General features: G+C 61.1%; 17 protein-coding genes. 6 read left to right on the forward strand and 11 right to left on the reverse strand.

Translation table 11 applies throughout. The features are described 5' to 3' along the window. Window positions 1–40: 40 nt before the first annotated feature. The 8 genes from ACB039_RS01570 to ACB039_RS01605 all read right to left on the reverse strand — a co-directional run bounded on the left by ACB039_RS01570 (window position 41) and on the right by ACB039_RS01605 (window position 8,126). The gene (locus ACB039_RS01570; RefSeq protein ID WP_371164996.1) at window positions 41–490 is read right to left on the reverse strand and encodes a C40 family peptidase; all 450 of its coding nucleotides are present in this window, start codon (window positions 488–490) and stop codon (window positions 41–43) included. A 117-nt stretch (window positions 491–607) separates the two neighbouring features. Continuing rightward, window positions 608–1,522 carry a hydrogen peroxide-inducible genes activator gene (locus tag ACB039_RS01575; RefSeq protein ID WP_106887396.1) on the reverse strand — a complete coding sequence of 305 codons (915 nt, stop codon included), beginning with the start codon at window positions 1,520–1,522 and terminating at the stop codon, window positions 608–610. A 305-nt stretch (window positions 1,523–1,827) separates the two neighbouring features. Further along, the gene (locus tag ACB039_RS01580; RefSeq protein WP_005325705.1) at window positions 1,828–2,793 is read right to left on the reverse strand and encodes an alpha-L-glutamate ligase-like protein; all 966 of its coding nucleotides are present in this window, start codon (window positions 2,791–2,793) and stop codon (window positions 1,828–1,830) included. Window positions 2,794–2,796: 3 nt separating this feature from the next. After that, complete coding sequence (locus ACB039_RS01585; protein ID WP_005325703.1) at window positions 2,797–4,335, reverse strand: inactive transglutaminase family protein; 1,539 nt, start codon at window positions 4,333–4,335, stop codon at window positions 2,797–2,799. Between the two features lie 3 nt (window positions 4,336–4,338). After that, window positions 4,339–5,097 carry an ATP-dependent zinc protease gene (locus tag ACB039_RS01590; RefSeq protein ID WP_171269495.1) on the reverse strand — a complete coding sequence of 253 codons (759 nt, stop codon included), beginning with the start codon at window positions 5,095–5,097 and terminating at the stop codon, window positions 4,339–4,341. A gap of 82 nt (window positions 5,098–5,179) precedes the next feature. After that, window positions 5,180–6,157: a tRNA 5-methoxyuridine(34)/uridine 5-oxyacetic acid(34) synthase CmoB gene (gene cmoB / locus ACB039_RS01595; protein WP_371164997.1), complete on the reverse strand. Its 978-nt coding sequence runs from the start codon at window positions 6,155–6,157 to the stop codon at window positions 5,180–5,182. Continuing rightward, on the reverse strand, window positions 6,154–6,894 hold the full coding sequence (cmoA, locus tag ACB039_RS01600; protein WP_371164998.1) for a carboxy-S-adenosyl-L-methionine synthase CmoA: 741 nt from the start codon (window positions 6,892–6,894) through the stop codon (window positions 6,154–6,156). The genes cmoB and cmoA overlap by 4 nt, the downstream gene beginning before the upstream one ends. A gap of 383 nt (window positions 6,895–7,277) precedes the next feature. Beyond that, window positions 7,278–8,126, reverse strand: a complete 849-nt coding sequence (locus ACB039_RS01605) for a DUF72 domain-containing protein (RefSeq protein WP_371164999.1) — start codon at window positions 8,124–8,126, stop codon at window positions 7,278–7,280. Between the two features lie 432 nt (window positions 8,127–8,558). Between ACB039_RS01605 and aspS the strand changes: the two genes are divergently transcribed. The 3 genes from aspS (at window position 8,559) to ACB039_RS01620 (ending at window position 13,044) form a co-directional block, all read left to right on the forward strand. Continuing rightward, on the forward strand, window positions 8,559–10,337 hold the full coding sequence (aspS, locus tag ACB039_RS01610) for an aspartate--tRNA ligase (RefSeq protein WP_171269192.1): 1,779 nt from the start codon (window positions 8,559–8,561) through the stop codon (window positions 10,335–10,337). A 68-nt stretch (window positions 10,338–10,405) separates the two neighbouring features. Continuing rightward, entirely contained in the window at window positions 10,406–11,146 is a 741-nt protein-coding gene (locus tag ACB039_RS01615; RefSeq protein ID WP_005325689.1) for a YebC/PmpR family DNA-binding transcriptional regulator, read from the forward strand. Between the two features lie 272 nt (window positions 11,147–11,418). Next, on the forward strand, window positions 11,419–13,044 hold the full coding sequence (locus ACB039_RS01620) for a phosphoethanolamine transferase (protein WP_182785801.1): 1,626 nt from the start codon (window positions 11,419–11,421) through the stop codon (window positions 13,042–13,044). 185 nt (window positions 13,045–13,229) lie between these two features. On the opposite strand, the gene ACB039_RS01625 is transcribed toward ACB039_RS01620, so the two are convergent. The 3 genes from ACB039_RS01625 to nagB are packed head-to-tail and all read right to left on the reverse strand — an operon-like array spanning window position 13,230 to window position 16,404. After that, window positions 13,230–14,444: an ROK family protein gene (locus ACB039_RS01625; protein ID WP_041206154.1), complete on the reverse strand. Its 1,215-nt coding sequence runs from the start codon at window positions 14,442–14,444 to the stop codon at window positions 13,230–13,232. 4 nt (window positions 14,445–14,448) lie between these two features. After that, window positions 14,449–15,594: an N-acetylglucosamine-6-phosphate deacetylase gene (gene nagA / locus ACB039_RS01630; RefSeq protein ID WP_005325686.1), complete on the reverse strand. Its 1,146-nt coding sequence runs from the start codon at window positions 15,592–15,594 to the stop codon at window positions 14,449–14,451. 9 nt (window positions 15,595–15,603) lie between these two features. Beyond that, entirely contained in the window at window positions 15,604–16,404 is an 801-nt protein-coding gene (gene nagB, locus ACB039_RS01635) for a glucosamine-6-phosphate deaminase (protein WP_171274139.1), read from the reverse strand. 271 nt (window positions 16,405–16,675) lie between these two features. On the opposite strand from nagB, the gene nagE reads away from it, so the two are divergent. The 3 genes from nagE (at window position 16,676) to glnS (ending at window position 22,916) form a co-directional block, all read left to right on the forward strand. Further along, complete coding sequence (gene nagE, locus ACB039_RS01640) at window positions 16,676–18,130, forward strand: N-acetylglucosamine-specific PTS transporter subunit IIBC (RefSeq protein ID WP_043131578.1); 1,455 nt, start codon at window positions 16,676–16,678, stop codon at window positions 18,128–18,130. 121 nt (window positions 18,131–18,251) lie between these two features. Then, window positions 18,252–20,915 carry a beta-N-acetylhexosaminidase gene (locus tag ACB039_RS01645; protein ID WP_371165000.1) on the forward strand — a complete coding sequence of 888 codons (2,664 nt, stop codon included), beginning with the start codon at window positions 18,252–18,254 and terminating at the stop codon, window positions 20,913–20,915. A 339-nt stretch (window positions 20,916–21,254) separates the two neighbouring features. After that, the gene (gene glnS, locus ACB039_RS01650) at window positions 21,255–22,916 is read left to right on the forward strand and encodes a glutamine--tRNA ligase (protein WP_005325679.1); all 1,662 of its coding nucleotides are present in this window, start codon (window positions 21,255–21,257) and stop codon (window positions 22,914–22,916) included. Window positions 22,917–23,022 lie beyond the last annotated feature (106 nt).

The raw sequence follows: 23,022 nt of genomic DNA on the forward strand, positions 1-23,022 counted from the left end.
GGCCCCTCGGGGCCTTCTTCTTTATGTTCGTTGGTGGCGGCTACTGGGTCAGGCGGCGTGCCTGCCAGTAGCGGCTGTTCCAGTAGACGTTGTCGAGGCGCGAGCGGATCACCCCCTTGCTGGTGGAGGCGTGGATAAACTCCCCGGACCCGGTGTAGACCCCGACGTGGTACTGCTGCCAGCCGGTCTTGAAGAACACCAGATCCCCGTGCTGCAGACGGTATCTGTCCACCGGCCTGCCGAGATTGGCCTGGGATTCAGTGGTGCGGGGCAGGGTGAAGCCCAGCACCTGCTGGTAGGCAAGCTGGGTGAAGGCGGAGCAGTCGAGGCCGGCGCGATTGGTGCCGCCCATGCGATAGGGGACGCCGCGCCACTGCTGATAGAAGCCGTCGAAGGCACTGGCCTGGCGGGCAGGAGGGGGCGGCTCCGGGGTACTGGAGCAGGCGACGACAAGCAGGGCCAGCAGGGGCGGAAGCAAGGTGCGAAACATCTCAACTCCTTGATAGGGCACGGGATTCATCATAGACGATGTTCCTGCCTGGAACCTGAACAGCGATAGCATAAAAACTTGCCGAGGGCAGAGAAAGGGCCCCCGGCGAGCCAGGCGTCAGTCCGCCGCCTTGGGACTTATCAGCGGCGTGAGCAGTTCGGCAATCTTGTAGAAGGTCTGCACCCGGGTGGTGCTGGGGCGCCACACCAGGCCAATCTCGCGATAGGGCTTCTCCCCGGGCAGGGGGATGGCCACCAGATCCGAGTTGTCGAGGATGCCCGCATCTATGGCCATCTGGGGCAGGAAGGTGGTGCCAAGGCCGGCGCCCACCATCTGCACCAGGGTGTGCAAACTGGTGGCGGCGAAGGGGTTGATCTTGCTCTTGTCCCGCAGCCGGCAGGCACTCACCGCGTGCTCGGTCAGGCAGTGTTCCCGCTCCAGCAGGAAGATGCTCTGATTGGGCAGCTCCTTATAGTCGAACGGCATGTGCAAAGTGGCAGCCATATCTGACGGCATCACCATATGGAAGGGATCTTGCCCCACCGTCTTGCTGTGAAAGCCGCCTATCTCCACCGGCAGCGCCAGGATCAGCAAGTCGAGCTGCCCCTGCTCCAGCTGCTTGAGCAGATTGGTGGTGGTGTCTTCCCGCAGCAGCAGCTCCAGCTCCGGATAGGCCTTGCCGCACACCTGCAGCAGCTTGCTGAGCAGGAAGGGGGCTATGGTGGGGATGCAACCCAGGCGGACTGTGCCGTGCATGACGCCCCCCTGCTGCTGGCCGAGCTCCATCAGATCCCGGGCGTCGGAGAGCAGGTTGCGCGCCCGCGCCACTATCTCCATGCCGACCGGCGTCATGATGAAGCTCTTGTGGTCACGCTCCACCAGTTGCAGGTTCATCATGTCCTCCAGGGTCTGGATCCCGGTACTCAGGGTGGACTGGCTGACATGACAGGCCTTGGCGGCGCGATTGAAATTCTTGTGCTCGTCCAGAGCGACCAGATACTGCAGCTGTTTCAGGCTGGGCCAACGTTGCATAGGGGAAACCCGATCGATGCTATCTATTTGATTTGATTAATCTACCATCGAGAGACTGCTTTGTCGCCGAGATTAGGCGCCCTCCTGGCAGGGTCTGTGCATTGCGGGGCAAGCGGATGGGGATAAACCCGCCATCCACCTGCCCGTCGCGGCAACTGCTGCCATGGGAGCTTATCCCCTTGTGTCAGCCCGTTGAAGGGGGGGTGCGATGGGATGTGACGGGGATCGGCCTTCCCTGGGGGCACCCGACGCCGGCCATAAAAAAACGCGCCGGGCGGCGCGTTTTTGCAGGCGTTATGGGCAGGCTATTCGTCGAAGATACCGAAGTGATCCTTGGCGAAGTTGACACGCTGCTCCACGTTCATCTTGACCTGACCCAGTTTCTCGATGGTCTTGAGGTTGGGCACCAGGCCGCGGCCGTTGGCGATCTGGATGGCGAGACCGGGGCGGGCGTTGAGCTCCAGCAGCATGGGGCCGCGGAACTTGTCCAGCACCATGTCGGTCCCGATGTAGCCAAGCCCCGACATCTCGTAGCAGGAGGCGGCCAGGGTCAGCAGGGTATCCCAGTGGGGCACCTTGAGATCGTAGAGATCCAGGCCGGTGTCCGGGTGGTGGCGCAGGGGGTTGCCAAACTGCACCGCCCGCAGGGCGCGACCGGTACGCAGGCACAGACCCACCCCCACGGCGCCCTGGTGCAGGTTCGCCTTGCCGTCCGAGGCGGCGGTGGAGAGACGCATCATGGCCATCACCGGGAAGCCCTTGAAGATGATCACCCGGGCATCGGGCACCCCTTCGAAGGAGTAGCCGTCGAACACGTCGTCGAAGTTGATGAGTCCTTCCACCAGCGCCACGTCGGGCTTGCCGCCCAGCGAATAGAGGCCCGCCAGTATGTTGGAGACATGGCGCTCCAGATCCTGACCGGTGGAGGCGCTGCCGTTGGGCTTGTAGAAGCTGCCCTCTTCCTGACGCAGGATCACCAGTATCCCCTTGCCGCCGGAGCCGCGGGCCGGCTTGATGCAGAAGCCCGGCCAATCCTTCACCAGCTCGGTGATGCGGGTCACGTCGTGCTGCTCGCGGATGGTGCCGATGAGTTCAGGCACAGTCACCCCCGCATCCAGCGCGATGCGCTTGGTCTTGAGCTTGTCATCCACCAACGGGTAGAGACGACGCGGGTTGTAGCGGCTGATGTAGGAGTGGTTGCGTTTGTTCATGCCGAGGATGCCTGCCTGAGACAGGCTCCACGGGCTTGTGTATTTCTGCCAGAACCACATCTGTTACTTGTCCTTACCCGGGGTGGCACCGGACTTCATCTCGTCCACCAGCGGCTTGAAGCGCTTGAGCTCGCTCAGCTTGTAGCCGGTGTAGTTACCCATCACCAGCACGGTGGCCATCAGCACCAGTTGCAGGCCGAGGAAGTTGAAGGTGAGGTGACGAATGAGCTCGTTGTCCATGGCCAGGTAGGCGATGACCGCCACCAGCAGGGAGCCGCCACCCTGACGGAACACCTCTTTCGGGCCCTCTTCTTCCCACAGGATGGACATCCGCTCTATGGTCCAGGAGAGGATGATCATCGGGAAGAAGGTGATCTTCATGCCGTCGGTCAGCCCCAGCTTGAAGGCAAACGCGGAGAAGATGCCGATCATCGAGATCACCATGATGATGATCGCCGATATTCGGGCCACCAGCAGCAGGTTGAGCCGCGACAGGTAGGAGCGGATGACCAGGCCGGTACCGACGATCAGCAGGAAGCCTATAAGGCCGGTGACCAGCGAGGTCTGGATAAAGGCGACCGCGATCAGCACCGGCATGAAGGTGCCGGAGGTCTTGATCCCCACCAGCACCCGCAGGAACACCACCATCAGCACACCGATGGGGATCAGCAGCAGACCCTTGAACAGCGCCTGCTCTTCCAGCGGCAGGCTGTGGATGGAGAAGTTCATCATCTCGGACTTCTCGAACTTCTGCGCCAGGGCCACGTTGACCGGTTGTTCCTGCTCGATCATCGAGAAGGTGACGCGGGAGTTGTGGCCACCGGTGACGTCCAAGAGGGCGCCGGAGTTGTATTCCCACAGCAGCAGGTTCCCCGGTTGTCCCTGTTCACCGGTTTGCGGGTTGAACAGCTTGTAGTCGGTCGGGCTGTTGAACACCTGCAGATAGTCCACCAGCTCCTGGCGGCGGCGACCGTCTTCCAGGCTCAGGGCGTGCACCACGCGCGCCGGCACCTCGGCGTTGTTGAGCAGCTCGGCGATCAGGCTGGCACGGCTCTTGTGAGACTTCAGCAGCTCGGCGTTCTGTTCCTGTTTCTCGATCTCCTTGATGATCTCGCGGGTCAGGGTGTAGCCGTCGGCGGAACGCTCCTGGGCGCGCTCGAGGATCTGTTTCATCGCGGTGGCGTAGGGCTCACTCTCGATCTGCTTCTCGATGGCGGGCGGCAGCGGGTTGGCGGCGGGCTTGGCATGGGCATCCGCCATCATGTCGACCCGATAGTAGAGCTCCTGGCGGCCAGAGGCGGTGCGAATGGACCACTCGGCACGGGCGTCACCGTCCTTCTCGACGAACGATAGGCCGTAGCCCGGGCTGGCGGCATTCTCGTTCATCAGGGTGAAGCCGGGCTGGGTGCCCGGAATGGCCAGGGAGGCGATGACCGGCTCGCCGGTCGCCTCGAACTCGAGCTTGGCTTCGATAGACCAGATCTGACGTTTTTCACCGGGCGTGAGGGGCACGTCCAGGGCGACATGGTGATAAAACGTCATTCCCAGGCCGACAATGAACAGCAGGGCGACCAGCAGATAGAACGGCTTACGGGAAACCATGGATTATTTTACATCCTTGAGCTTGGGTTTTGGTTGGATATACTCGCGGGCCACGTCGACCACGGCGATGTCTTTCAAGAATTCACGGCCCAGCAGCACGGGGAAGGTCATGTCGCTGCGATCCTTCAGGGTAAATTCGGCCTTCTCGGTCATGTCGCCGATGCGCACGGTGAGGCGCACCACGGGACGGCGGTCGAGGTCGTCGGCAGAGGCCTGACGCACCCGCACGTGACGCACCAGCGGCGCCTCGATCTGGATCTTGTCGTCCATCTCCTGGTGGCTCAGGAAGAAGCGCACCCAGTTTTTGCCGTTGCGCTCGAAGATGGTGATCTCCTGGGCACTGATGGAGGAGGTGGTAGCGCCGGTATCGACCCGTGCCTGGAAGGCATCGTTGGCGGCATCGACCCAGATCCACTCCGCTTCACCCACCAGCAGCTTGCCGTCGACCGTGTGGCCCTGACTCGGGGCCGGGCACTTCTCGGTGGGGATGGCCATGGGTTTGGGGGGCTCGGGTGGCAAGGTAGCCAGCTTGCTGTCGACTTTCTTCACGGACTCTTTCATGTTGGTGACATCGGTGTTGAGCTGAACCAGCAGGTGCTGTTGCTGCACATACTGCTTCTGTTGCTGTTCCATGGATGTTTGCAGGCGTTGCTCGCTCAACGTGATCTCGTTGCGAAGCTCGGCCAGCGTCAGGGTCGGGGCCGGGGGGGCTTTTTCCATACTGACACACCCGCCGAGACTGAGCAGGGAGAGCAGGGTCATTCCTTTTAATTTGCTTTTCATGTCATTCATTTAACTGTGCTTCCTGGAATTGGGTCAGTGTAACTTCCACAGCCGCCATCGGCTAGTCTTTGGCCTTTCTGGCGATCAGTACGGCACGCTTGGGTGCCGGGTATCCTTCGACCGTGAGTGCCGGATCGTCTGGGTCCAGGTAGTCACTCAGGGACTCGTTAATCATCCAGTCGGTACGACGTTGTTCGTCGGTACTGGTCATATTCTCGTCCACGATTCGCACGTCGCTGAACCCGCAGCGTTCGACCCAGAGTTTGAGGGCCGCGCTTGAGGGGATAAACCAGACGTTGCGCATCTTGCCGTAGCGATCGGTGGGCACCAGCACGTCGTTGACGCCGCCGTCGATCACCAGCGTCTCTAGCACCAGCTCCCCGTCGTCTTTGAGCTGGTTGCGCAGCTGTTCGATGTGCTCGATGGGAGACTTGCGATGATAGAGCACCCCCATGGAGAAGACGGTGTCAAAGGCGCGCAGTTCCGGCAGCTCCTGAATGCCGAGCGGCAACAGGTGGGCGCGCTGGTCGTTGCCGGCGAAGTGGCGAATGGCCTCGAACTGGCAGAGGAACAGCGGGCTCGGATCGATACCGACCGCGAGTTTTGCCCCTTCGCCGACCATGCGCCAGAGGTGGTAGCCGCTGCCGCAACCCACATCCAGCACGTAACGCCCTGCAAGCGGGCTGATATGGGGCAGCACTCGATCCCACTTCCAGTCGGAGCGCCACTCGGTGTCGATGTGGATGCCGTGCACATGGAAGGGGCCCTTGCGCCAGGGCATGAACTGGCGCAGCAGGCTCTCGGTCTTCTTGCGCTCCCCCTCGTTCAGGCTGTCCATGCCGCCTACCTCGACCCGGCTTTTCAGCTCGACGTTTCCGGGGGCGAGCATGGGCAGCTTGTTGAGGGCGCGGTTCCAGCGCGGCAGATCCCCGTGCAGGTTGTCGTGCTGCCAGGCGTGCAGCTGGGCGGGCAGGGTGTGCAGCCAGTGGCTCAGCCGGTTCTTGGCGATCAGTTGATAGAAGTTGGCGAAGTCGATCATGGCTGGGCGTCGCTTGATTTGATGGCAATCATGGAGCCGAAGTTGAAGCACTGGAACCAGAGATCCTGATGGGTGAAACCGGCGTCCCGCAGGCGGGCACGGTGAGTCTCCAGGCTGTCGGTACGCATCACGTTTTCAAGGGCGGTACGCTTCTGGCTTATCTCCAGCTCGCTGTAGCCGTTGGCCCGCTTGAAATCGAGGTGCAAGTCGATGAGCAGCGCGTTGACCTGTTCGTCCTCGAAACGGAATTTCTCGCTCAGGATCAGGATGCCACCGGGGCGCAGGCCGTCATGGATGCGCGCGATGAGGGCGGCCCGTTTTTCGGGGGCGACGAACTGCAGGGTGAAGTTGAGCACCACCACGGAGGCGTTCTCGATGGCGATGTCGCAGATGTCCGCCTCCACCAGCTCCACCGGCACCTCGGACTTGAAGCCAGAGAGATGGGCGCGGGCACGCTCGATCATGGGGTGGGAGAGATCCACCGCCGTGATCTGGCAGCCGGGCTGATTGACATGGCGGCGCATGGCCTGGGTCGCGGCGCCCAGCGAACAGCCGAGATCATAGAGTTGGCTCTGGGGCTGGGCGTAACGAGCGGCCATCATGCCGATGGCGGAGATGATGTTGCTGTAACCCGGCACGGATCGCTGGATCATGTCGGGGAAGACATCGACGACCTGTTCGTCAAAGCAAAAATCCCCCAATTGGGCAATGGGGGCGGCAAAAATCTGATCGTGCATGCTGGCGCAACCTGACAGCCGGTGCGCGAACCGACTGTGTGTTCAATGGAGTCGTTGGGTGACACCCGTCCGGGTCGTCACCGGTTTACGAACGGGGTGGCTGGCCTTGAGATCCTTCGGGCCTGCCCTGTTCGCAATGGACCATCATCCTGGTCCTTTATGGGGGTGAGCCGTCTGCGGCATGTGTTGCCATGGACAACTGTCAGCGCCCCTTCTTGGGAGCTGGACGGTCGCCTGCGGCACAATGCAATGGCGGGCGTCCGGCTCCTTGCTTGGGGCGGTAGTGTAGAGGAAAGGTGGGCGTTTGTCTTGACGCCGAGCCCCGTCCAGCCACAAAAAAACGGCTTTTTTTAGCGGTGAAACAGGGGCGGGGAAGCGAGCGGCTAAAAGGGCAGCAGGCCCTGGCGCGCGCGATCGTTTTCCCCCGGCCAGGGGGACATCTCCTGACCGAGCAGCCGGCTTACCTGACGCGCCAACTCCGGGGCCCGGGCGTTGTCGGCGGTATGGATAAAGAGGTAGAGATCCTTCCCCTCTGCCAGCCATTGCTGCCAACGGGGCAACCAGGATGGCAAAAAGGGGTGATTGTCCTCGGGATTAGGCAGGCCGATAAGGCGCACCACAGGGCTGTTTGCGGTGGCGAGCAGATGCACCGGGAGCCTCGGCTTCTTGCCCTGGGCATCGACGAGGGCCGGCGTAGTGGCGGGCACCGAGAAGAGCGGTCGGCTGTCGAGCATGATGCGGTTGATGCCCTTGTCCATCAGCAGGCGGTTCAGGGCCCGCTCCGCCTCACCTTTGGCGAAGAAGTCGGGGTGGCGCACCTCCAGGGCATAGGTGAAATCCGGCGGCAAGCCCTCGAAGAAGGCGGCGAGGCGCGGCAGGCCGGCGGGGCCGAAGCGGGCGGGCAGTTGCAGCTTGAGCAGCCCCAGTTGCCCGTGCAGCGGGCCGAGCAGGGTGATGAAGGCCGCCACCTGCTTGCCGGCGCTCACCAGATCGCTCTGGTGGCTGATTTCTTTCGGAAACTTGAAGCTGAAACGAAACTGGGGCGGCACCGCATCGGCCCAGCGGCGCACCGTTTCCGGGGTGGGGGAGGCGTAGAAGGTGGTGTTGCCCTCCACGGTATTGAACACCCGGGCATAGTGGGCGAGGTGCTCGGCGGGTCTGGCGCCCACCCCCAGCAACTGGCCGGGCCAGGCCGGGTGTGACCACTGGGGCAGACCCAAATAGAGGCTCATGTCGGTTCCTGTCTGCGGATTTATGCTGTTTTGCTCCCCTTTTTGCGCCAGGACAACAAAAAACAGGGCAAAGGGGGCTGCGGGCCATTTTACCCAAATGGGGGTTTTCCTCTATAATGCCAGCCCTTTTGTTTGCCAAATTGTTGTGACTCACGGGGTTGTGCGCCTAAGGTGGCGATGACCTGGGTCACAAGGTTGCCAGACAACGACGCTTGCCGATGTTCTCGCCTCGCGCGTCGCCCCTCAGTGGGGCCACTCGGCGCGAGCCGGCATTGGCGGCAAGTATCCGGCTCGGGGAGCCGGATGATATGAGACTGATTTCAAACCGGGTAAGAATCCGAATCTGGCCAGCTGTGAGACAGACGGTGCTTGCCAGTCGTGCCCGGCGACCCAAGGTGAACCGTCTCTCTACCATTTCGAAGGAAGAAGTCCATGCGCTCTATCTATTGCGGACAGGTCAATGAGGCCCATGCCGGGCAGACCATTACATTGTGCGGTTGGGTCCATCGTCGTCGCGATCTCGGCGGCCTCATCTTTATCGACATGCGCGACCGGGAAGGGATCGTGCAAGTCTTCTTCGACCCGGACAAGCCGGACGCCTTCGCCCTGGCCTCCGAGCTGCGCGGCGAGTTCTGCATCCAGGTGACCGGCGTGGTGCGTACCCGTCCGGACTCCCAGCGCAACAGCGACATGGCTACCGGCGCCATCGAAGTGTTCGCCCACGAGCTCACCATCATCAACCGTGCCGAGCCGCTGCCGCTGGACTTCAACCAGGTCAACAGCGAAGAGATCAGCCTCAAGTATCGCTACCTGGACCTGCGTCGCCCCGAGATGGCCAAGTACCTGAAGACCCGTGCCAAGGCCAGCGCCTTCGTGCGCCGCTTCATGGACGAGCAGGGCTTCCTCGACATCGAGACCCCCATGCTGACCAAGGCGACCCCGGAAGGGGCCCGTGACTACCTGGTGCCGAGCCGGGTGCACAAGGGCAAGTTCTACGCCCTGCCGCAGTCCCCGCAGCTGTTCAAGCAGTTGCTGATGATGTCCGGCTTCGATCGCTACTACCAGATCGTCAAGTGTTTCCGCGATGAAGACCTGCGTGCCGACCGCCAGCCGGAATTCACCCAGATCGACGTGGAGACCTCCTTCATGACCGCGCCGCAAGTGCGCGAAATCATGGAGGAGATGATCCGCAAACTCTGGATGCACATCCTGAACGTGGATCTCGGCGACTTCCCGATCATGACCTTCGACGAGGCCATGCGCCGCTTCGGCTCCGACAAGCCGGATCTGCGCCTGCCGATGGAGCTGGTGGATGTGGCAGACCTGCTGACTGCGGTGGAATTCGCCGTGTTCGCCGGCCCTGCCAACGATCCGAAAGGCCGTGTGGCAGCCCTGAAAGTCCCGGGCGGCGCCGAGCTCTCTCGCAAGCAGATCGACGAGTACACCAAGTTCGTCGGCATCTATGGCGCCAAGGGCCTGGCCTGGATGAAGGTCAACGAAGCGGCCAATGGCATCGAAGGGGTACAGTCCCCGGTCGCCAAGTTCCTCACCGACGAGATCGTGCGCGAGATCCTGGCCCGCACCGGTGCGGCCGATGGCGACATCCTCTTCTTCGGTGCTGACAGCAAGAAGGTGGTGTGCGACGCCATGGGCGCCCTGCGCCTGAAGGTGGGCCGCGATCTGGGTCTGGTGGAGAACGTCTGGAAGCCGCTGTGGGTCATCGACTTCCCCATGTTCGAGGAAGATGGCGAAGGTGGCCTGGCTGCCATGCACCACCCCTTCACTGCCCCGAGCAACCTGGGTCCGAGCGAGCTCAAGGCCAACCCCCTGGGGGCCTATGCCAACGCCTACGACATGGTGATCAACGGCTACGAAGTGGGTGGCGGCTCTGTGCGTATCCACAACAGCGAGATGCAGTCCACCGTGTTCGACATCCTGGGGATCACCCCGGACGAGCAGCGCCTGAAGTTCGGCTTCCTGCTGGATGCCCTGAAGTACGGTACCCCGCCCCACGCCGGTCTGGCCTTCGGTCTGGACCGCCTCAGCATGCTGCTGACCGGTACCGACAACATCCGGGACGTGATCGCCTTCCCGAAAACCACGGCAGCGGCCTGCCTGATGACGGATGCCCCCAGCTTCGCCAACCAGGCCCAGCTGACCGAGCTGGCCATCGCCACCGTTGCCAAGGCCGATGCGAAGGCTGACGCCTGAGAAGATTGAAGAACGGGTCGCCATGCGACCCGTATCCCATTGATTTCACATTATAACGGAGAGTTTTTATGGCAGGTCACAGCAAATGGGCCAACATCAAACACCGCAAGGCGGCGCAAGACGCCAAGCGTGGCAAGATCTTCACCAAGCTGATCCGCGAAATCACCACCTCGGCTCGCCTCGGTGACGCGGATCCCGCCAACAACCCGCGCCTGCGCGCGGCGGTAGCGGCTGCCCTGACCGGCAACATGACCCGCGATACCATCAACCGTGCCATCCAGCGTGGCGCCGGTGGTGGTGATGGCGAGCAGCTCGAGACCATCGTCTACGAAGGTTACGGCCCGGCGGGCTCCGCCGTCATGGTGGAGTGCCTGACCGACAACCGCAATCGCACCGTGGCCGAAGTGCGTCACGCCTTCAGCAAGTGCGGTGGCAACCTGGGCACCGACGGCTCAGTGGCCTACCTGTTCAGCAAGAAGGGTCTGCTGACCTTCGTGGGCGTGGACGAAGATGCCCTGATGGACGCGGCCCTGGAAGCAGGCGCCGATGACGTGGTCACCGAAGAGGATGGCTCCATCGAGGTCTACACCACCCCGAACGATTTCGGCACAGTGCTGGACGGCTTGGAAGCCGCCGGCTTCAAGCCCCAGAGCGCCGAAGTGACCATGATAGCTTCCACCGAAGCCGAGCTGGACGCCGACACCGCCCCCAAGCTGATGCGTCTCATCGACATGCTGGAAGACCTGGACGACGTGCAAGAGGTCTACCACAACGGCTCCATCTCCGACGAAGTGGCCGCGCTGCTCTGATCGCCAGATAGAAGACCAGGGGCACCACCAGGGTGTCACCTCCGACCAAACGGCAGCCAAGGCTGCCGTTTTTTATCACCTGCCCCCCTCTTGCCCCATTTCCTTTGCTGCCCTTAATGCCCGCTTAAGTTTGACTTTCTAGTATCACCAGGTATCCGGGCCGATCTGGCCATGATCCACCGTCCGCTCGGGAAGAGGGGCGGGGGAGCGGGATGCCCACAACGGAGTCCCCATGCAGGGTCTCCAGATCACTGGTTTGTCGGAGTCTTCTTATGCGCCTCACTCTGGGAGTGATGAAGGTCAACCTGTTGCTGGTGTTGCTGTTTGCACTGGTGTTCAACTGGCCCATTTTCCTGCACTTTTACCGTATTCTCACCGCGCTCGAGCATGTGAAGGCGGGATTTGCCCTCTCCATCCCCCTGGTGCTGATCGCCGCCCTCAATGCGGTCTTCCTGCCGTTCACCTTCCGCTATCTGCTCAAGCCCTTCTTCATCCTGCTGATCATGACGGCCTCTCTGGTCAGCTACGCCATGCTGAAATACGGGATCATCTTCGATGTGGGCATGGTGCAGAACATTCTGGAGACCAACAGCGGGGAGGCGACCTCCTATCTCAATGCTTCAGTGGTGCTCTGGTTCCTGCTGACCGCGGTGTTGCCGGTACTTGGTCTGCTGTGGATCAAGGTGGAGTACCCAACCCCCTGGTACAAGGGGCTGGGTCTGCGACTCGGTTCCATCGCTCTGTCGCTGCTGTTTCTGGTGGGCGTTGCCGCCCTCTATTACCAGGACTATGCCTCGGTCGGGCGCAACAACCACTCCATCGTCAAGGAGATAGTCCCCTCCAACTATGTGCGCGGCCTCTATCGCTACGCCCGGGATATTCTCTTCGCTACCCCTGTCCCTTATGAGCCGATAGGCACAGATGCCAGGGTGGTCGCCAAGAGCGACAAGCCAACCCTGATGTTCCTGGTGGTGGGGGAGACGGCCCGCAGCCAGAATTACTCCCTCAACGGCTACCAGAAGGAGACCAACGGCTTCACCATGAAGGAGCCGGATCTCGTCTCCTTCAGGGACGTACGCTCCTGTGGTACCGCCACCGCGGTCTCCGTGCCCTGCATGTTTTCCAACCTCACGCGCCGTGAGTACGACGAGACCTTGGCCAAGTCCAGGGATGGCTTGCTGGAGGTGCTGCAGCACGCCGGAGTCTCCGTACTGTGGAAGGAGAACGACGGCGGCTGCAAGGGGGTGTGCAATCACGTGCCCACCCTGGAGATCGAGCCCAAGACCTTCCCCGAATACTGTGAAGGGGATTCCTGCTATGACGAGGTCTTGCTGCAGGGGCTGGATCAGCAGATCGCCGGGATGAAGGGCAAGCAGGGCAGCAAGCTGGTCGCCTTCCACCTGATGGGCAGCCACGGCCCGACCTACTATCGTCGCTACCCGGCCGCCGATCGCGTCTTCCTGCCGGACTGCCCGCGCAGCGACATCGAGAACTGCAGCAATGAGGAGCTGGTCAACACCTATGACAACACCATAAGGTACACCGACAAGGTGCTGTCCCAGCTCATCGACAAGCTCAAGACCCTGGAGAGCCAGTACAACGTGGGGCTGGTTTACCTGTCTGATCACGGGGAATCCCTGGGCGCCATGGGACTCTATCTGCACGGTACTCCCTACAAGTTTGCCCCGGACGATCAGACCCGGGTGCCCTTGCTGACCTGGTTCTCTCCCCAGTTGCAGCGTGACCGCCAGCTGGACCAGGACTGCCTGCGTCAGGAGGCGGGCAGCAAGCGCTTCTCCCACGACAATCTGTTCCACTCGATGCTCGGCATCATGGATGTGCAGACCCAGGCTTATGACGGCAAGCTTGACCTGTTCAAGCCGTGTAGGGCGGGGTGAGTCAGGCTAACCGAACGCGACAACCTGTTGCCCCGCACCATGCTCGGCATCATGGATGTGCAGACCCAGGCTTATGACGGCAAGCTTGACCTGTTCCAGCCGTGTAGGGCGGGGTAAACCGGCGAAAACAGACCAATAAAAACGGCAGCCACTGGCTGCCGTTTTTATTGATGCAAGGAGCTGGGTTACTTCTGCTCCATGATGATCTGCAGCAGATCTCCCTCCAGCAGGGAGCGCTTCACCAGGGCGAAACCGCCGATGGTGGGCTGGTTCTGGAAGCGGGCCTTCACGATGGGCAGACCACGGTGAAAGCTCGGCAGGGACTGGTGCTCGACGCAGCGGCGGATGGCCGGGATCAGGATCTCCTCGGCGGCGGTGATTTCGCCGGCGATCAGCACCTTCTGGGGATTGAACAGGTTGACCGTGATGGCGATGGCCCGGCCCAGGTGTTCTCCCACGTTCTCGATCACGCTGCGGGCCAGCTCGTCACCGGCCATGGCCGCCTTGCACACCTCCTGGATGGTGATGTGCTTCTCCTGCAGCGAACTCAGATGGCCGCGGCTGATGAGCTCCTTCACCTTGTCGACGATGGCCTCGTTGGAGGCGATGGTCTCGAGGCAGCCGAAGTTGCCGCAGTGGCAGCGCTTGCCGAGCGGCTCGACCTGGATGTGGCCGATCTCGCCGACGTTGCGGTTATGACCGAGGAACACCTGCCCCTTGGTGATGATGCCGGAGCCCGTGCCCTGGTGCACGCTCACCAGGATGGAGTCCATGCAGTCGCGGGATTCGCCGAAGAAGTGCTCCGCGAGCGCCAGGGAACGGGTGTCGTTGCCCACGTAGCAGGGGAGGTTGAAATGGTGCTCCAACAGCTTGGCGAGGCCCAGGTTGCGGATCTGGTAGGTGGGGGTATAGATGACCATGCCGGATTCCGGGTTGACCAGACCCGGCATGGTCAGCGCGATGCTGATGAGGTTGCGGCTACGCTCGGTATTGGCGTCGATGAAGGCGCCAATTTCCCGCAGCAGCATGTCGACCACGGGTTGCTGCTCGATCTCGGTCACCTGGGTGATGTGCTGATCGAGCTCCTTGCCGTCGAGATCGTACAGGCTAAGTTGCAGGTAGCCGCGACCGAGCTTGGCGGAGACAAACTGAAAGCGATGCTTGATGGTGGTCAGGGAGATGGCGCGTCGTCCGCCGGTTGACGCCTGGGGCGAGGTCTCCCTGATGAGGCCATGCTCGATCAGTTGCCGGGTTATCTTGGTCACGCTGGCCGGTGCCAGCTGACTCAACTCGGCAATTTTGACCCGCGAGATGGGCCCCTGCAGGTCAATGAGTCGATACACGACGGCACTGTTCACCTGCTTGATAAGATCTACGTTTGCTATTTGTCCGCCAGTCATAGTGTCACTGTGTTGTGTAGTGTCCGTTAACCACGGTCCCGCAGACCGTGAAGGCCTGATCAAAGACGGTGAGGTTGGCAATTTTTCCGACCTGGATACTACCGAGACGTGAGTCCCATCCAATGGCGCGAGCGGGGTAAAGGGTGGCCATTCTCAGTGCTTCATCGAGCGGTAATCCGACCTGTTTGACCAGATTCTCCACCCCTTCAATCATGGTGAGGGCGGAGCCGCCGAGTGTACCATTCTCATCGACGCACTGACCATCGCGGAAATAGACGGTTGCGCCACAAAAATCAAACTGCTCAAAGCCTTCCGGTGCCCCGGCCGCAGCGGTGGCATCGGTGACCAGCACCAGTTTCTCGCCGAGGATCCTGTGTGCCAGGCGCACGTTGGCCCAGTGCACGTGGTGGCCGTCGACGATGACGCCCGCATAGACATCCTTGCGATCGTAGATGGCGCCCACCACGCCCGGCTCGCGACCGTTGAGGGTCGGGGTCATGGCGTTGTAGAGGTGGGTGGCAAAGCGCATGCCGTTGTCAAACCCGGCCATGGCCTGGTCATAGCTGGCAGCGGTGTGACCGGCGGAGACCAGGATGCCGGCCTCCACCAGGCGGCGGATGTGCTCCGGCTTGTTGCGCTCCGGCGCCAGGGTGATCTTGGCGATGGCGTCGCTGTTGGCGCAGAAGAAGTCGATCATCTCGTCGACGGGCTGGCGGATCTGCTCGGCCGGGTGGATACCCTTGCGCTTGAGGTTGGTGTAGGGCCCTTCCAGATGGACGCCCAGTACCTCGTTCGGATGGGCGGCCATGTAGTCGCGGGTCACCGCTACGGCCAGCTTCATGTCTGCATCCGGACTGGTGATCAGGGTCGGCAGGAAGCTGGTGGTCCCGGATTTGAGGTTGGCCGCCTGCATGGTGGCCAGCGTCTGGGTGGTGATGTGACCGTTGAACATGACGCCGCCGCAGCCGTTGAGCTGCACGTCGATAAAGCCGGCGCTGAGGTTGGCGCCCTTGAGATCAATGCGCTCGATGCCGGCGGGCAGCTCGGCCAGGTGGGAGATGGCGACAATCTTGTCGCCCTCGATCAGTACGCCGTGGCCGGTCAGCACGCAGCTGCCGGTATAGAGGGTGCAATTAGTCAGTGCGTACATGACGGCTCCTTACAGACGGTCGATGTTGGCGGCTTCCAGCTGCTGGAAGTAACGGACCGTCTTGACTTTCAGCTCCATGGTGGAGGGTTCGTCGCACACCATCATGCCCTTGGGATGCAGTTGCAGGGTGGAGATGGTCCACATGTGGTTGACGCAGCCTTCCACCGCTGCCTGCAGGGCCAGCGCCTTGGCGTGACCGGTCACCAGGATCATGATCTCCTCGGCATCCATCAGGGTGCCGACACCCACGGTCAGCGCCAGCTTGGGCACCTGCTCCATGTCGCCACCGAAGAAGCGGGAGTTGGCGATGCGGGTATCTTCGGTCAGGGTCTTGACCCGGGTACGGGAGGCAAGGGAGGAGGCCGGCTCGTTGAAGGCGATGTGGCCGTCGTTGCCGACGCCGCCCATAAACAGGTTGATCTTGCCATAGGACTTGATCTTGTCCTCATAGCGCTTGCACTCGGCCACCAAATCCTCGGCATTGCCGTTGAGGATGTTGATGTTTTCCGGGCGAATGTCAACCTGATTGAAGAAGTTGTTGTACATGAAGCTGTGGTAGCTCTCCGGGTGCTCCTTCGGCAGCCCCACGTACTCGTCCATGTTGAAGGTCACCACGTGCTCGAAGCTCACCTCACCGGCCTGGTGCAACTCGATCAGGCGCTTGTAGGTCGTCAGCGGCGTGCCGCCGGTGGGCAGGCCCAGCACGAAGGGGCGATCGCTGGTCGGTTTGAACGCATTGATGCGGTCAACGATGTAACGGGCAGACCAGAGACCCACCTGGCTGGCAGACTTCAACGGGATCAGGCGCATTCTATATACCTCAGAACGGTTGCCGCACAGGATTGACGGCAAGGGACCAAACACGGATTCAAGTTGTTTTATAGCGTAAATAAAGATTGCGAACTAAGCCACATCTATCCGCTACCTTTATCTCTGTTGAGTGATAATGATCACGAAAGTTGGTTTATTAATTTGCGAAGCGAAATAAAACAAATAGACTGCCAATCAAGCCTTGATGGCTTATGCGTCGAACGTGATAAGCACTTAATTTCTAGAAAAACATCAACTAAGGAGAGGAACCGTGAACATTCTCGGTTATTTGCAAAAGATCGGCCGTGCCCTGATGGTGCCGGTAGCGGTATTGCCTGCCGCAGCGATCCTGATGGGGATTGGCTACTGGATTGACCCTAACGGTTGGGGTGGCGAAAGCGCGCTGGCGGCTTTCTTGATCAAGGCGGGTGCCGCCATCATCGACAAGATGGCCATCCTGTTTGCCGTGGGTGTCGCCTATGGCATGTCCAAGGATAAAGACGGTTCCGCCGCGCTGGCCGGTCTGGTCGGCTATCTGGTAGTGACCACTCTGCTGAGCCCGGGTGCGGTCTCGCAGATCCAGCAGATCCCGCTGGACCAGGTCCCTGCTGCCTTCGGTAAAATCGAGAACCAGTTCATCGGTATCTTGACCGGTGTCATCGCTGCCGAGCTGTATAACCGCTTCAGCGGTGTCGAGCTGCACAAGGCGCTGGCCTTCTTCTCTGGCCGTCGTCTGGTGCCGATCGTGACCTCCGTCGTCATGATCGTGGTCTCCTTCATCCTGATGGCCGTCTGGCCGATTATCTATGGTGGCCTGGTCTCCTTCGGTGAGTCCATCGTCAGCATGGGCTCTACCGGTGCCGGCATCTACGCCTTCTTCAACCGTCTGCTGATCCCGGTGGGCCTGCACCACGCCCTGAACTCAGTGTTCTGGTTCGACGTGGCCGGCATCAACGACATCCCGAACTTCCTGGGTGGCCAATCCTCCATCGACGCCGGCAAGGCTGTCGTGGGCGTGACCGGCATGTACCAGGCTGGCTTCTTCCCCATCATGATGTTCGGTCTGCCGGGTGCCGCGCTGGCCATCTACCACAGTGCGAAGAAAGAGAACAAAGAGAAAGTTGCCTCCATCATGATCGCGGCCGCCTTTGCCGCCTTCTTCACCGGGGTGACCGAGCCGCTCGAGTTCTCCTTCATGTTCGTGGCGCCGGTGCTCTATGTCATCCACGCCCTGCTGACCGGTCTGTCCGTGTTCATCGCCTCCAGCATGCACTGGATCTCAGGCTTCGGCTTCAGCGCCGGCTTTGTTGACATGTTCATTCAATCGCGCAACCCGCTGGCGACCCAGTGGTACATGCTGCTGGTACAGGGCCTGGTGTTCTTCGGCCTCTACTACGCCATCTTCCGTGCCGTGATCGTCAAGTTCAACCTGAAAACCCCGGGTCGTGAAGATGACGAAGCCGTGCCGGTACAGGCTCAGACCACTGACCGCACCGAGCTGGCTCGCCAGTATCTGGAAGTGCTGGGTGGCCAGGACAACCTGGTGACCATAGATGCCTGCATCACCCGTCTGCGTCTGACCCTGAAAGATCGCAGCATCGTCGACGAGCGCAAGCTCAAAGCCCTGGGCGCGGCCGGTGTGGTCAAGCTCGGTGAGCAGAACCTGCAGGTGATTCTGGGTCCCTTGGCCGAGATCATCGCCGGTGAGATGAAAGCCCTGCGTTAATCGAGCGACTCGCTCACCTCAAGTCTAAGTCCATTGTTGACATAACTAAGGGCCCCGCTCAGGGGCCCCATATAAAAAAGCCAAGAAAATCCAACCTTTACTTCAAACGAGAGCAGCAGTTATGAACTTGAAACATTCTCTGTTAGCCATTGCCATGTCTACCGTTTTCGTCAGCCAGGTGCAGGCAGCCGATGCCGCCAAGCAAGCCGTGGTCGACTCCCTCGCCAGCAATCTGGTCGTCAAGTACGAAGTCGTCACCAATGACGGTGCCGGCGCCGGTCTCGACTGCCAGGCACTGGGCTCCGAGTGGGCGAGCTGCGGTGTCGCCAAGCTGCACCTGACCAATACGGGTGCCGACGTTACCTCCAAGGACTGGAGCATCTATGTCTCCTCCATCCGCCGCATCCAGCGGGTGGACAACGACCAGTTCACCATCACCCACCTGACCGGCGACCTCTATCGTTTGACGCCAACCGAGAAGTTCCAGGGCTTTGCCAAGGACGCCACGGTCGAAGTGCCCCTGGTGGTGGAGTACTGGGTATTGTTCGAATCTGACATCATGCCGAACTGGTATGTCGCCAGCGAAGGGGCCGAGCCGAAAGTGCTGGCCAGCATGAGCAACATCGACGATGCCACCACATATGAGAAGCCGATGCCGGCCGACGGCTGGAAGCGTACCAAGGATGACAACAACATCCTGATGAACAGCGAGACCCGTTTTGCCGCCAACCAGACCAGCACCTTGCTGCCTGCCGGCAAGATTGACGACCAGATCCTGCCGACCCCGATGAAGCAGGTGGTCAAGGCCGGCACCCAGGTCGACTTCTCCACCATCAAGCTCAATGCCCTGGATTTGCCGAGCGATCGCGCCGAGGCCATCAAGGCTCAACTGACCAAGCTGGGTGTTACCCTCTCCGACACCGGCTACCCGGTTACCATCAAGCTCGGCAGCAAGCTCAAGCAGGCCGAAGGCTACGACATGACCATAGGCAAGCAGGGCACTGTGGTGCAGGGTCATGACATCGACGGGGCCTTCTGGGGCGCCCAGTCCCTGATCTCCCTCTTGGGGGTGGACGACAAGCTGGTGAGCCAGATGATCGTCGAAGATGCGCCGCGCTTTGAATACCGCGGCATGCAGACCGACGTGGCCCGCCACTTCAGAAGCCCGGAAACCATGAAGAAGCTGGTTGACCAGATGTCTGCCATGAAGCTCAACGTGCTGCACCTTGGCCTGACCAACGATGAAGGCTGGCGCATCGAGATCCCGGGCTTGCCGGAGCTGACCGAGGTCGGCAGCCAGCGTTGCCATGATCTCTCCGAGACCCAGTGCCTGATGCCGCAGCTCGGCTCAGGCCCCACCAGCGACAACCAGGGCTCCGGCTTCTACAGCAAGTCCGACTACATTGACCTGGTGCGCTATGCCAAGGCCCGCGGTGTGACCGTGATCCCCGAGATCAACATGCCGGCGCACGCCCGTGCCGCCGTGGTCTCCATGGAGGCGCGCTACAAGCGTCTGCTGGCGGAAGGGAAGGAAGCGGAAGCGAACCAGTTCCGTCTGACTGACCCGGATGACACCTCCAACGTCACCTCGGTGCAGTTCTACGACAAGATGTCCTTCATCAACCCCTGCCAGCCGGGTGCCGCCACCTTCGTGGCCAAGGTGATGGATGAAGTGGCCCAGATGCACCAGGCCGCTGGTCAGCCCCTGACCGCCTGGCACTACGGTGGTGACGAGGCGAAGAACATCATGCAGGGCGGTGGCTACCAGGATCCGGCCGTCACCCAGAAAGCCGATCTGGTCGCCTGGAAGGGCAACGTCGACTCCAGCAAGCAGGATAAGCCGTTCGGCAAGTCCCCCCTGTGCCAGAAGATGATCGACGATGGCAAGATCAAGGACGTGGCCGAGCTGCCTGTCCACTTCGCCAAGGAAGTGAGCGAGATGGTCAAGGGCCACGGCTTCTCCACCCTGCAGGCGTGGGAAGATGGTCTGAAGTACGCCACGGACGCCAGCGTGTTTGCCACCGACAAGACCCGGGTCAACTTCTGGGAAACCCTCTACTGGGGTGGCTTCAACGAGGCGATGAAGTGGGCGCACAAGGGCTATGATGTTGTGCTCTCGAACCCGGACTACCTCTACTTCGACTTCCCGAATGAGGTACACCCGGCCGAGCGTGGCTACTACTGGGCGACCCGTTTCAACGACACCCGCAAGGTGTTCGCCTTCGCCCCGGAAAACCTGCCGCAGAACGCCGAGACCTCGGTTGACCGCGACGGCAACGCCTTCGTGGCCAAGGGTGACCAGGATCCGGTCAAGTTCAAGGGGATCTCCGGTCAGCAGTGGAGCGAGACAGTGCGCACCGATGCCCAGTACGAGTACATGGTCTACCCGCGCATCTTCTCCGTGGCCGAGCGCGCCTGGCACAAGGGCGGCTTCGAGCTGGATTACGTGAAGGGTCGCGAGTTCTCCGGTACCACCAAGCACGTCAACAAGGCCACCCTGAACAAGGAGTGGAACCAGTTCGCCAACCTGCTGGGTCAGCGCGTGCTGCCCAAACTCGACCAGGCTGGTGTTGAATATCGCCTCTCGGTACCGGGTGCCAAGGTGGTGAACGGCAAGCTGGAAGCGAACGTGGATCTGCCGGGTCTGCCCATTCAGTACAGCCTGGACGGCACCAACTGGACCGCCTATGACGCCGCGGCCAAGCCGAGCGTGACAGGCAAGGTCTGGCTGCGTACCACCAGCTTCGATGGCAAGCGCACCAGCCGCGTCACCGAGCTGAACTGATAGTCCTCAATCCATAACGCAAGGTGGGTCGCAAGACCCGCCTTTCCCAAGGCCGATATGTCATCGGGCTTGGGAAAGGTTGACTGTGCGTGTGAACCTTTGTTGTGTGTGTATTGTCTGTTTTTCATCACTTGTGACCCCGCCTCGTGCGGGGCTTTTTTTAGCCAGGGTTCAGAGGTGCTCCCGCTGGTTCCCGTTTTTAGCACGCCAATGGCCCGGATTGGCCAAATTCAGGTTGAGGCAGGGCGCGTAATGAGGGATCATATCCGGCTTGACGGCGGGGTGATGAGGGTGCCAACCGGCACAACTTCCGCCAGTGACGCATTTTTGAGGTGAGCCATGAGCGAGGCGAGCAGCCCAACCAACTTTATCCGTCAGATCATCGATGAAGATCTGGCCAGCGGTAAGCACAAGAGCGTGCATACCCGTTTTCCGCCGGAGCCGAACGGTTATCTCCATATCGGCCACGCCAAGTCCATCTGCCTGAACTTCGGCATCGCCCGTGACTATCAGGGCCAGTGCAACCTGCGCTTCGATGACACCAACCCTGCGAAGGAAGACATCGAGTTCGTGGAGTCCATCAAGCAGGACGTACAGTGGCTCGGCTTCCAGTGGAGCGGCGAGATCTGCTACTCCTCCGACTATTTCGACAAGCTGCACGGCTATGCCATCGAGCTCATTGAGAAGGGTCTGGCCTATGTGGACGAGCTTTCCCCCGAGCAGATGCGCGAATACCGCGGCACCCTGACCGCCCCTGGCAAGAACAGCCCGTTCCGCGATCGCAGCGTGGAAGAGAACCTGGCGCTGTTTGCCAAGATGAAGAGCGGCGAGATGGCCGAAGGCAGCGCCTGCCTGCGCGCCAAGATCGACATGGCATCCCCCTTCATGGTGATGCGCGATCCCGTCATCTATCGCATCAAGTTTGCCCACCACCACCAGACCGGTGACAAGTGGTGCATCTACCCCATGTATGACTTCACCCACTGCATCTCGGACGCCCTGGAGGGAATCACCCACTCCCTGTGCACCCTGGAGTTCCAGGACAACCGTCGCCTCTATGACTGGGTGCTGGACAACATCAGCATCGACTGTCACCCGCGTCAGTACGAGTTCTCTCGTCTGAACCTCGAATACACCGTCATGTCCAAGCGCAAGCTGAACCTGCTGGTGACCGAGGGGCACGTCAGCGGTTGGGACGATCCGCGCATGCTGACCGTCTCCGGGCTGCGTCGCCGTGGTTACACTCCGGCCTCCATCCGCGAGTTCTGCCAGCGCATCGGCGTGACCAAGCAGGACAACATCGTCGAAATGAGCATGCTGGAAGCCTGCATCCGTGACGATCTCAACGAGAATGCCCCCCGTGCCATGGCGGTGCTGCATCCGGTGAAAGTGGTCATCGAGAACCTGGCCGCCGACGAGGTGCTGACCGCACCGGCGCACCCGAGCAATGCCGAGATGGGTACCCGCGAGCTGAACTTCACCCGCGAGATCTTCATCGACGAGGCGGACTTCAAGGAAGAAGCGAACAAGCAGTTCAAGCGGCTGGTGCTGGGCAAGGAAGTGCGTCTGCGCAACGCCTACGTCATCAAGGCCGAGCGGGTCGAGAAGGATGCAGACGGCAAGGTCACTTGCATCTATTGCTCCTACGATCCCGAGACCCTGGGCAAGGATCCGGCCGATGGCCGCAAGGTGAAGGGGGTGATCCACTGGGTCAGCGCCACTCACTCCCTGCCGGCCGAGATCCGTCTCTACGACCGTCTGTTCAAGATGCCGAACCCCGGTGCCGAGGACGACTTCGAGGCGGCGCTCAACCCGGATTCCCTGGTGATCATCGCCGGTGCCCGGGTCGAGGCGTCCCTCAAGGACGCCAAGCCTGAGTTTGCCTACCAGTTCGAGCGTGAAGGGTATTTTTGCGCCGACAACAAGCTCTCCAGCCCGGAGCACCTGGTGTTCAACCGCACCGTGGCTCTGCGCGATGTCTGGGGCAAGGCCGAAGCCTGATCGCTGCCGTCTGATAAGCAGAGGGCAGGGGAGACCCTGCCACTCTGGTCCGGATTGCGGACACAAAAAAAGCCAGCGTGATGCTGGCTTTTTCATGGCTGCTCGC

It is taken from the genome of Aeromonas sp. S2(2024), assembly GCF_041402505.1.
GTDB lineage: Bacteria > Pseudomonadota > Gammaproteobacteria > Enterobacterales > Aeromonadaceae > Aeromonas > Aeromonas media.